General features: G+C 61.9%; 4 protein-coding genes and 1 pseudogene. 1 reads left to right on the forward strand and 4 read right to left on the reverse strand.

Annotated elements, in window-relative coordinates; genetic code table 11:
* Positions 1 to 244 (forward strand): two-component system response regulator (locus ACJ8AT_RS18550; protein WP_407735953.1); only part of this gene is annotated, 244 nt, incomplete at its 5' end.
* 304 nt (positions 245 to 548) lie between these two features.
* On the opposite strand, the gene ACJ8AT_RS18555 is transcribed toward ACJ8AT_RS18550, so the two are convergent.
* The 4 genes and pseudogenes from ACJ8AT_RS18555 to ACJ8AT_RS18570 form a co-directional block, all read right to left on the reverse strand.
* Positions 549 to 1,148, reverse strand: a complete 600-nt coding sequence (locus tag ACJ8AT_RS18555; protein WP_407739093.1) for a hypothetical protein — start codon at positions 1,146 to 1,148, stop codon at positions 549 to 551.
* Between the two features lie 30 nt (positions 1,149 to 1,178).
* The gene (locus tag ACJ8AT_RS18560; RefSeq protein ID WP_407739094.1) at positions 1,179 to 2,654 is read right to left on the reverse strand and encodes a hypothetical protein; all 1,476 of its coding nucleotides are present in this window, start codon (positions 2,652 to 2,654) and stop codon (positions 1,179 to 1,181) included.
* Positions 2,655 to 3,027: 373 nt separating this feature from the next.
* Positions 3,028 to 3,465, reverse strand: a complete 438-nt coding sequence (locus ACJ8AT_RS18565) for a hypothetical protein (RefSeq protein ID WP_407739095.1) — start codon at positions 3,463 to 3,465, stop codon at positions 3,028 to 3,030.
* A 125-nt stretch (positions 3,466 to 3,590) separates the two neighbouring features.
* Positions 3,591 to 3,783, reverse strand: a pseudogene (locus ACJ8AT_RS18570) (metallophosphatase); the annotation flags it as partial.

Raw genomic sequence — 3,783 nt, forward strand, 5'->3', positions numbered from 1 at the left:
AAAGCCGGACGTGGCGCTCGTGGACGTGATGATGCCCGTGATGGATGGGCGCGAGCTGCTGCGCGAGATGCACGCGGACGCCCGGTGGCGGGACATCCCCGTGGTGATGATGAGCGCCGTGTCTCAGTCCATCCTCACCCGCGACGGGCCGCTCGTCTGCGCCGACTTCTTCCAGAAGCCGTTCGACTTGTGGAAGCTCCTCGATCGGCTCCGCGAGCTGACGGGCATGCACGAGCATCATTGAGTTCGGGCGGGGGCTGCCTTCGAGGAGGGAGGAGCCGCGGGCAAGAAGCGCAGGAGGACGGCCGCGATAGAGAAGCACTGCCAGGGCGTGGAGAGCGAGTATCTGCTCTTCACGCTCATGGATCATCGCGGCTGCGTTATGGTGATGAGGTGTAGGCCGGCTCCGCGCGAACCACAAAAAAGTCCGAGAGCCCGTTCGTTACCACCCGGGAATGTCCCTTGAAGCATCCGCGAATCTTCGGCTTGTAATGACAAGCCTTTGTTGGAGAGCAATCCATTGCCTCTCAGAACGTGATCATCCGGAATCAGTAGAAGACACCGTCCAATTTCTCCACTATGGCCCGGATGGCTTCAGGGGTGGTGCCGTACTGCTCGGCGAGTTCTGGCGCTGAATATGTCACGGCCACGGTTGAGGGGGGAGCCTGCGCGAAGCCCTCTATGCGGATGGGACCGATGTCCCCAGGCCAGGAATAGGCTCTCAGTTCCCGCCACCTGCGCACCGGGTCGAAAAGGGTGAAGCACGGCCAGCGGGGAAAGCGCAACGTGCGGACGTCACAGCTGAGAAACCGAGTCCCATTCAAAGACGCTTCCGTGAAGTCGCAGTCCTCAATGCTTGCCTCCCCTGGAAAGGATGGACGCTCCCCAAAATCATTGCCGCTAAAACGGCCCTTGAACCGGCAGCCTTTCAAGTGGACTGAACGCCACTGGAAGTTCTTCAGCACCCGCTTGACCTCAATCGTGCAGTCGATGAGCCGAGTCCGCGCGATCACCAGATCTCGCGCGGAAACTCTGATAACGAGGGTGCAATTCTTCAGCGTCAGGTTGTGCCCCAGATAATAGACTTCAGTGGCGCTGTCTAAAACGAGGTGCTCGTTCACGATCTCTCGGTCGCTGAATTGAATCATGACACCTCTGGGTTCTTTCACTCTAGGCACTCAGAACGTGATGAGCCGGAAAAACTCCTCCGCCATCCGTCGCCCGTGCAACTCCATGTTACTGATGGTACCTGAGAGCACCTCGTACTTGAGCCCGGTGGAAGGATCAACTGCGTCAACGCCGGTCTTGCTCCAGCGAAGTGCTGGGAATTCGTCTCTCAACACGCTCTCGACCCACTGTCCCCGGAACATGCGCTCCATGAGGTTGGCTCTCATGTACTCGCCCTTCTTGAGGGCTTCAGCAATGGCTGCCGTTTGAGCATCGGTCAGTTCGCTGCGGCTCCACTGCCTGGCCACACGCGGGGCGGCCTCCTGGAGCGTATCCCCCACCGGATCCCTGGGCGGTATGTCCCGGACGGACCTGTTCGCTGGCACGTGCCAGCGCTGACCGTTGAACGCCACCTGCCGACTGCCTCCCTGGTGGCGGATGATCAGGGTGGCTCCCTCCTGCTCCTCCACGGCTTCCGCCGCCGCTCCGCCTCCAGGGCGGCGCACCATCAGGGTGAAGGTGTCCTCTTCGTCCGCCGCCACCGCCTCCACCTCGCCCACCTGCCCCAGGCTCAGCCCTTGCGCCTCCGCCCACTCCGCCGCCTGCTCGAACCCGGGCAGCATCGGCAGCTTCTCGGCCAGCTGCCCCACTCCCGACAGCGCTGCCGTCACCAGCATCAGCACCACCCGCGCCGTGTTCTCTCCTATCGCCCGGCGGAACTTCTCGCTGGCCTGCTCAATCTGCTCGTAGCGCGTGGCGCGATCCACGTCGTGCACCAGTTGTCCCCACTCATCCATCAGGCTCCACAGCGTGTGCACCGGCAGCCACGCCAGCAGCGCCACGGTCAATCCCGCCGCCAGCAGCTTCGAGGTTGGCTCGGGCAACAGCCACAAGAGCAGGTAGAAGCAGCACGTCCACGCAATCATGGCCACGAGCGCCTGAGGGGACACCATCCCCTTGAGCGCCACGCCCGTCTCCTTGAGTACGCCCTTGAAGGCCAGCGCCAGCCCCAGCGTGCGCAGATCCTCCCGCGTCAGCGTGGGCCCGTCCGTCAGCAATCCCAGGCAATCTCCCCCGTTGTACTCCCGCTGGCACAGCTTCAGGTACTCGCGCTTCAGCTCTGCCGCCGAGCCCGCATCCAACGGGCTGCTCTCCTCCAGCGGCATCAGCCGCACCACTCGCCCATGCTCCACTTCCGCCAGCAGCCCGGCTTGCAGCCCTCCCTCCATCAGCAAGCGCCCCGTCTCCATCGGCGGCTCGGCAGTGCGCACCGTCCGCGCGATTGTCCGCATGGCCCGCTGGAAGTCCTCCCGGCTCACCTCCACCGGTTCGCTTTGCCCACTGTTGGCGGTGAGCACATGCAACTCGTAGCGCATGGCGGCCAGCTCCGCCTCGTAAGGGTCCACCTGCGAGTACAGCGCTCGGGGCGTACTCGCACAGCCCGTCAACACCGCCATCAACAGCGCCCCTGCTTGCTTCCAGCGCATCCCTCACCTCCAGGAGGCGTCCACGCTAGGGAAGCCTCAGCGGCCAAGCGATGACGCAGGGAGTCCCTACCATGGGCCCAACGCTGCCGGTCCCATGCTCCCACACCTTGTCTCGTGAGGGGCCCTTTCTTCCGGGAACAGCCTGTCATAGATGGAGCCTGCCGAGATAGGCCTTAGCGGAAGCTCGGCCGGGACGAGTTGATACGGCGGCATCAGTGTGTCAACCGATGTAAATGTCGTCGTCCACGCTGAACTCATACGTGATCGTTTGTGCCTCGGCAGGACTCTTGGACAATATTGTGCGCCAGAATGAGTCGCCAAACATTCCTTTTAAATACATGTATCTGCATACATCGATCAACTTACTGCGGTCTCAGTTTGTCTGCCCAGAGCGCACGTCGTAGTTATCTTCTAGTTCATAGAAAGTCGGCACGTCCTTTTTCAGCCATCGAGCGTCCAGGTATTGCCCAAGCTTGGAGACCTCGTCCTTGGTTGTCCAGAACTGATCGGCGAAGGGCTTGTGAAACTCCGTGGAGTCGTGAAACGCAGGGTAGACGCTGTTCTCCCAAGCATACACATATGCATCAGATAGTGCCGTCTTACTACTCTTGGTCTTAGCGGCGACGAGTACGCTGAAGCGGGCCATCTGAAAGAGTCGGCTATCTTCAGAGTGGCCAAGGCCCAGTTCAATCAGTCGGCGTACTGCCACCGAGCGATTTGGGACACTTGTTTGCTCACGGCGCCACTCGTCAATGCGATCCAGAATCTCGGGGTCAAGCCGCAGTTCAAGCCGTTCGGTCTTGCTATTCATTCTACGTCTGTCCGTATGAATACCGGAAGTTCCGGTGGCATCCCGTAATGTACGGCGGTTGTACGACTCGGCTGGGGCTACTTGAGCCCGCTGGAGTATGAGCGTGCCGCCCAGAGGCACCCGGCTCAGGGAGGCCCGTTCAGGTCCATATAGGTGCGCCGGGCGGGCACCGAGTAAAAGCGCCCCTCGGGCAGCACGTAGGCGGTGAGCCGGCCACCGTAGACACAGCCCGAATCCAGCCCGAAGGCATGCGGGTGCTGCTGCAGGCCGCGCAGCGCATCGTGCCCGAAGAGGACGAGCTCCGGCCCAGTCCAGAGG

Source organism: Hyalangium sp., from assembly GCF_045802625.1.
Taxonomy (GTDB): domain Bacteria; phylum Myxococcota; class Myxococcia; order Myxococcales; family Myxococcaceae; genus Hyalangium.